Source organism: Brochothrix campestris FSL F6-1037 (assembly GCF_000525915.1).
GTDB lineage: Bacteria > Bacillota > Bacilli > Lactobacillales > Listeriaceae > Brochothrix > Brochothrix campestris.
Map to the genome: position 1 here is coordinate 21918 of NZ_AODH01000027.1, position 6212 is coordinate 28129.

Annotated in this window: 10 protein-coding genes; 1 reads left to right on the forward strand and 9 read right to left on the reverse strand. The window is 40.2% G+C overall.

Features of this window, described 5'->3' with window-relative positions; all coding sequences use genetic code 11:
* Positions 1 to 132: 132 nt before the first annotated feature.
* The 5 genes from BCAMP_RS12600 to BCAMP_RS06675 form a co-directional block, all read right to left on the reverse strand.
* Entirely contained in the window at positions 133 to 363 is a 231-nt protein-coding gene (locus BCAMP_RS12600) for a P-loop NTPase family protein (protein ID WP_156921176.1), read from the reverse strand.
* 82 nt (positions 364 to 445) lie between these two features.
* Positions 446 to 631 carry an AAA family ATPase gene (locus BCAMP_RS15030; RefSeq protein WP_051456934.1) on the reverse strand — a complete coding sequence of 62 codons (186 nt, stop codon included), beginning with the start codon at positions 629 to 631 and terminating at the stop codon, positions 446 to 448.
* A gap of 50 nt (positions 632 to 681) precedes the next feature.
* Entirely contained in the window at positions 682 to 1395 is a 714-nt protein-coding gene (locus BCAMP_RS06665; protein ID WP_035314634.1) for a GntR family transcriptional regulator, read from the reverse strand.
* Between the two features lie 66 nt (positions 1396 to 1461).
* Complete coding sequence (gene celB / locus BCAMP_RS06670) at positions 1462 to 2733, reverse strand: PTS cellobiose transporter subunit IIC (RefSeq protein ID WP_035314636.1); 1272 nt, start codon at positions 2731 to 2733, stop codon at positions 1462 to 1464.
* A 109-nt stretch (positions 2734 to 2842) separates the two neighbouring features.
* The gene (locus BCAMP_RS06675) at positions 2843 to 3142 is read right to left on the reverse strand and encodes a PTS sugar transporter subunit IIB (RefSeq protein ID WP_051456936.1); all 300 of its coding nucleotides are present in this window, start codon (positions 3140 to 3142) and stop codon (positions 2843 to 2845) included.
* A gap of 317 nt (positions 3143 to 3459) precedes the next feature.
* On the opposite strand from BCAMP_RS06675, the gene BCAMP_RS13845 reads away from it, so the two are divergent.
* A complete protein-coding gene (locus BCAMP_RS13845; RefSeq protein WP_035314640.1) occupies positions 3460 to 3666 on the forward strand; it encodes a hypothetical protein in 207 nt (68 codons plus the stop codon).
* Positions 3667 to 3994: 328 nt separating this feature from the next.
* On the opposite strand, the gene BCAMP_RS06685 is transcribed toward BCAMP_RS13845, so the two are convergent.
* The 4 genes from BCAMP_RS06685 to BCAMP_RS06700 all read right to left on the reverse strand — a co-directional run.
* Positions 3995 to 4435 carry a GNAT family N-acetyltransferase gene (locus tag BCAMP_RS06685; RefSeq protein WP_035314641.1) on the reverse strand — a complete coding sequence of 147 codons (441 nt, stop codon included), beginning with the start codon at positions 4433 to 4435 and terminating at the stop codon, positions 3995 to 3997.
* 233 nt (positions 4436 to 4668) lie between these two features.
* The gene (locus BCAMP_RS12605) at positions 4669 to 5088 is read right to left on the reverse strand and encodes a hypothetical protein (RefSeq protein WP_051456935.1); all 420 of its coding nucleotides are present in this window, start codon (positions 5086 to 5088) and stop codon (positions 4669 to 4671) included.
* On the reverse strand, positions 5078 to 5383 hold the full coding sequence (locus BCAMP_RS06695; RefSeq protein ID WP_035314643.1) for a hypothetical protein: 306 nt from the start codon (positions 5381 to 5383) through the stop codon (positions 5078 to 5080). Before BCAMP_RS06695 ends, BCAMP_RS12605 begins: the two co-directional genes overlap by 11 nt.
* Positions 5380 to 6212: bacterial Ig-like domain-containing protein (locus BCAMP_RS06700; RefSeq protein ID WP_156921177.1), on the reverse strand; the 833-nt coding region annotated here is incomplete at its 5' end. The genes BCAMP_RS06695 and BCAMP_RS06700, both read right to left, overlap by 4 nt.

Here is a 6212-nt window from a genome sequence, read left to right on the forward strand (position 1 = left end):
TTTTCTTTATATATTTTTGAATAGATCCCCGTCATCTCGCATTTATGCTTCGTTCGAGACTAATCAATCTTAGATTTCCACTATTTATTCACTTATACGACATGATAAACATTGTGATTATACGCACTTTTTTTAATTATCTTTTATATAATTCATCACTTGCTCAATCAAGTCGGTTTGTTCGACTTCTCCATCAACCAGCATTTCACTTTTGTAGTCTAACAAATCTTCTGCTATCCACCACTGCTCCATTTGTTCAATTGAGAATTCATTGACCCTTAAACCTTCAAGATGACGACATTTTGTGGTTTCAAAAGAAACTGACAAATAATATAACGCGCTCCTAGGTGCATATAATTCCATTAGACGTTCTATCATTTGATAATAAGTTGACCGTTTTAGGATCCCTTCTAAAATGACATAATCATTCTTAGTTATTGCTTCACTAACTAACGACTCTATCATTTCTATCGCAGGATTTTTTTTTTGTATCCGAACACCCGATTATTTCTCGACGTACTGCATCCTGAGACACAACTAACGTATTCCCCCACTGCTCTTTCAATGCCATAGCTAAGCTTGTTTTTCCACTTGATGAATTACCTCGAATGATTATTAATTTCGCATACAAGTTTCTACCCTCCTAAAAGCCACCCTTATTAAAATAAGGATGGCTCAAAATCAATCTTTTATTATATCTGTAATTGTATAACTCCTTGTATCAAAACGGTTACGAGAACGCGAATATTCAAATGGCGTGCCATTTTTCTGATAGACGACTTGTTCAACTTCAAGCACTGGTGTTGTGGCCTCACAGGCCAAATATTGGCAGTCATCATCGCTCGCAACATCTGCATGGATTTTACGATAGGCACCACCGATTACTAGTCCGATGTCTGCTTTAATATAGTCATAAATCGATTGTTCTAAAATGGCTGGTGTTAAGTCGTGTACCAGGCTGGCAACAAAATAAGTGTATTCCATTACATAAGGCTTACCATCGACGTTACGCACGCGATGAACATAATAAACCGCCTCATTAGCACCAATCATCAATAAGTTTTGTAAGGCCTCATCTGGAAACTGAATATTAAATTCAATAATATCATTTGTTATCGCGGTGCCTTTCATTTGAGCAGTCAGTCCTTGGTAATCAAGGGCCAAACTGTCATTTTGGTTCCACAACGCATTCTTGAGTACACGTGTCCCCATCCCTCGTTTACGGTAGACGAGTCCTTCCATCGCCAAAATATCAATTGCTTTTTTGACGGTCATGCGACTCACCTCATAGTGAAGCGCTAAGGCCACTTGATCTGGTAATAAGGCTTCGGCTGCATACTCACCCGCCTGAATTTTAGAACGGATATCATCCGCAATCACTTTGTATTTTAGCATGGTCATTCCTCGCTATCTTATATAGAAAATGGAGACCTTCACGGTCTCCATCCATTATCGCATAAATTATAATTTTGTAGTAGTATTGACCTTTTCGAAGATTTTCAAGAATGGGAACCAGCAAAGAACGATGATTGCCATATCGACTAATTGCAGCACGCCACCCATGACTGAGTTCGTTGCCATCATCCCACTAATGAAGAATGGCACGGTCCAAGGAACGGTGACACCGGTTGGAATTGGGAAGATGCCCATCGCCATCACAGCGTAGTTGAATGAAGTGACGATTAACGGTGTAATCACCCACGGAATCATAATCGATGCATTTAAAACGATTGGTAAGCCGAAGATAACAGGTTCGTTAACGTTGAAAATACCAGGTCCAACAGCAAGACGACCAATTTCTTTCATTTGCTTATTCTTGAAGAAGAAGGCCATCATCAAGACAACTGCTAATGTCATCCCTGAACCACCGAGACCAACTGTGTATGTTTCCATAAAGGCTTTTGTAATAATATGTGGTAATTCAAGTCCATCTTTGTAAGCTGCTAAGTTTTCAAGTGATAATGTTTGCCAAATAGGATCCATCACTGAGTTAACGATGACTTGACCATGAAGGCCAAAGAACCATAATACTTGAATGAATAAAACAGCGACTAACGTTGCTGGCAAACCACTACCGAGACCAACTAATGGTTTTTGAATAACATTGTAGATGACATCATGAAAGTTCGTGTTAAAGAAGCCATTGATACCCGCATTGAGTAATAAAAAGACTGTTAACGTTGCAATCGCAGGAATAAGGGCAGCAAACGAGCGACTAACAGCTTCTGGCACACCATTTGGCATTTTAATTGTAATGCCTTTTTTGGTGATGCGCACGTATATTTCCGCGGCAATAAAAGCAGCAATCATCCCCACAAACATTCCTTTAGCACCTAATCGATCGAGTGAAAGCGCACCTGTAACCGCAGCGCCTTCGGCTGTTTCAAAGAAAAATGGTGTTAAGATTAAGAAAGATGCTAAGGCAACAACGCCACCAAAGACGCCATCTTCGCCATACGATTGCGTTAAGTAATACCCAATCCCAAAGGCGACAAAGACCGTCATAATCGACATCGTGGCATTTTGACCATTACCTAACAGCGAGTTAAGCTGACCTGATAAATGGGCGGGCCAAAACGGTAAGTTGTTTAAAACAACAACAAGTGAACCAAACATTGTTAATGGAAAAGCGAGCATAAAGGCATCACGTAAGACCGTTAAGTAACGGTTTTGGCCCAGTTTAGCAGCCATCGGCATTAATTTTTCTGCAAATTTGTCAATCCAAGCGTTCATTGCTAGTTCCTCCTCTTTTTAAAAACCATTGTTTTCGCTGACAGTTTTAAACCAGTGGCCACTTTTTCAATCGTGCAGCCTCAACTGTCAAACGCTTATATTTTGTCATTTATGATAACTTATCTAAGGCTGTTGCTAAGACGGCTTCACCGTTCATCATGCCATAATCACGCATTTCAATGACAGCTAACTTAACATCGCGATCACCAATTTGTTGCGCAACTTGTTTTTCGGTGTAACGCACCTGTGGTCCTAATAAAATGATATCTAATCTTTCTTTTTCTAACTGTGCAGGTACTTCTGAGACCGATACCGCATAAATCTTTGCATCTAATCCACGCGCTTTCGCTGCTTCTTCCATTTTAGTGACTAATAAACTTGTGCTCATCCCAGCCGCACATGCTAACATAATTGTTTTATCTGGCACTTTAAGCCCTCCCCCTATTTTTAAAAAAGCATCCTTATTGAACAAAAGACTATACTTATATATATAATATATTATACTTTGGTTTGTTTGTCACGCTTTTTTTGAAAGCGCTTAACCAACTGTTGTAACAGCTATTTTAAACTGTCAACATCAGCACTTAGCCCCACCTTACTTTTCACTTAACTTCTTTTTCAAAACAAGCCATTTGTTTTTTTAGGTTCGTTCGCTATAGTGATGACTGTAAACAAATATAGCTAGGAGGTCATACAATAAATTTCATTAAACGAGCATGGTATAGCTTGCAAGTAAAAGGCGGCCGCTCCCTGTTATTAATCGCTGTGTTCTCTGCGATTTTAATCTTTATCTTAGTCGGTCTCATAATTAAAAGTGCTGCCTTGCAAGCATCTGAAAATGCTAAAAAAAACGATGACGCCGACGTTTGGCATTTCTGTCAACATCATTGTAATCGACGAACACCGAGTATCAGATTAATCGTTAGCGCATGAAGCCGTCATTCTTTTATAAGCGGTTACGCATGAACAGTATAAAACAGGCATTAATTCGATATTTTCAATCAATGTGATTAACTCTATCAATTGGATAAACAATCGTTTAATCATTTAAAATAGAATGTCGTCAAACAAGCCCCCTCATCACTAGATAAGGGGGCACAGATTATATACAACGTTCAAACAACCTTCCATTTTAGCTTGAATGCTATTACAGCTGCTTTTTTTTACAAGTTGCTAGGATTGAAATAGCAGCGTTGTTATATTCGCTTGTTAACTATTCACGAAGTCGAACGAGCTGATTTCACTTTCAACACAATAAAAATCAGCCTTCTTTTTTCATATCAACATGCTCAATCTCATCTTCTAAATAGTAAGCGGAACAAGCTTTGAAGCCAAATGAACCATAAAAATGTTCTAAGTAGGATTGCGCTTGAATTTCAATGGTTCGTGCCGGATAGCGACGGGTGATTTCGGAAATGAGAACAGTCAGCAGTTCACGACCACTGCCTGCACCACGATGTTGCGGTGCTGTGATTACACGTCCGAAGGTCACCGTTTCACCCTTATCAATGATGCGACCATACGCGATAATACCACCCGCTTCATCGGTTTTAAAGACGTGAAGGCAGTCTAAATCTTCTAGTGTCGGTTCTTGAAATACGCAGTTTTGTTCGACCACAAACACCTCTGAACGGGTGTATAAAAGATTGAATAATTCGATTGTTGTTAACTCTGAAAAAGTTTTAATCTGCCATTGTGCCACTGTTATCGACTCCTCTTGTATTGTTTCTTTTATTATAAACGAAAAAGACAGTTACACGTGAATGTAACTGTCCGATGGTTGTTTGCTTCTAATCGGTTGACTTCACTTTTAATTGTCTAGTTTAATCAACCAGAAGCTTTCAACTTTCAGATAAATGGCAACGACGGTAAATAATCGCTTTCATTTTTCTTCCAAGTTGTTTGCTTCTAATCGGTTGATTTCACTTTTAATTGTCACTCTCTAACGTTTTGGGACAGTTGCGGTTCAATTTGCCAATCTAACAACGCCTGATAACTCCCCCGTTTTGCTTTATCCATGATATGAACGGAGGTGTCAAATTGAATAACCTGTGTCATTGACGGGGTAACATGCCCTGCCACCACTGCATTATCACTGGTGATGAATGCACGATTTATTTCCAACTGAAAATGCCGCTGATAACTTTGTTCATTAGTGGTTTTGACAACGATTTGCCACCCTGTCTCATCACCACGATAATCCGCCACAACCGTCTTAATTGGTGCTAAAACGAGCTGTTGTTGTTTTCCTGTTAACGTCGTTTCAAAACTAACATCTGTGGGCTTTTCCATCGTCAATTCACCTGGTCTAATTTCACCGATTACCTTAGATTCTGTCGTTGCCTTAGCTGTCACTATGACACTCAGCGGCAACACTAGCGCAATAATGACACTCATACACAGTTTTTTTTGCCTGTCTATGATGAAGGTAACACATTAAACAAATAATACTAGCAAGCAGGAGAAACGTACCTAACTGTATGATACGCGTCTCGGTATCACCTAAATGCGGCAACCGTTCAATCGGGAACGTTTTAATAGGCGCTGTTAACACTGCTGCTTTTTCAGGTGCAAGCAACGTTCCCGTTACTTGTGACTCGTACGTATTCGCAGAAACATGTGTTGCTAATAATTCAAATACATTTATCATTCGCCTACCTCCTTTACCGAAGGTTCCAACATCCACTTAATTTGTGCGTCATCGCTGCGGGGTGTCTTTACCTTCGCATAATTGATATGAACAAATGCGCTTTTTTCTTTTGTATCACTAACAATCTGTGAACCGATTCCCTCACTAATTAACAAACTCCCTTGGTCAAAAGACTGGTCTCCAACAAAAACATACGCTCGAAAATCACTGTGTGTTGTTTGATTGATAGCAGCAACTAATCGCCAACCTCTCTGACCATCATCAGTCACCACAACCGGCTTATCCTTCTGCCAGTATCGTTGCGTATCTGCACTACCTAAGATGACCTTACCAAACGATTGCTCTCTTACAACAGTTAACGTGACATCAATCGGCTCTACTGAAACAGTCGTTTTTTGCACAATAAGCGCACCACTACTATTCGGTAAACCATAATAAACAGTGTGTTGTCCCGGCTTCGTCATATCAATCGGGCGATTATCCTCAGTCCAACTCAACTCCGGAGAAAACGGCACTGCGACCCCATCGGCATCAATCGCCTTAATGAAACCAGCAGCTGGATCATACGTATCTCCGACTTTGTAGCTCATATCCTTAGCAAAAATAGCGGTTAAATCGGCTTTAACCATCACCTCGGCTGGCTCACTGTACACCCACTTACCGAGGGCGTTGGCAATCACGATTCGTACCTGATGTGTGCCTGGTTTAGTGGTGTCTAACTCCTTCGTCAACACATTGTTCACATAGTAATACTGCACATCCTTCGCGTTTATCGCTTGGCCGTCTTTATTTAACACTCGTTTGAACGGGGCATCTGCATCGTATGCTT

Bases quoted from the DNA above. Each gene is read 5' to 3' on its own strand.
- BCAMP_RS12600 (WP_156921176.1), bottom strand. From the start codon at position 363: ATGGAATTATATGCACCTAGGAGCGCGTTATATTATTTGTCAGTTTCT.
- BCAMP_RS06665 (WP_035314634.1), bottom strand. From the start codon at position 1,395: ATGCTAAAATACAAAGTGATTGCGGATGATATCCGTTCTAAAATTCAG.
- celB (WP_035314636.1), bottom strand. From the start codon at position 2,733: ATGAACGCTTGGATTGACAAATTTGCAGAAAAATTAATGCCGATGGCT.
- BCAMP_RS06675 (WP_051456936.1), bottom strand. From the start codon at position 3,142: ATGTTAGCATGTGCGGCTGGGATGAGCACAAGTTTATTAGTCACTAAA.
- BCAMP_RS06695 (WP_035314643.1), bottom strand. From the start codon at position 5,383: ATGATAAATGTATTTGAATTATTAGCAACACATGTTTCTGCGAATACG.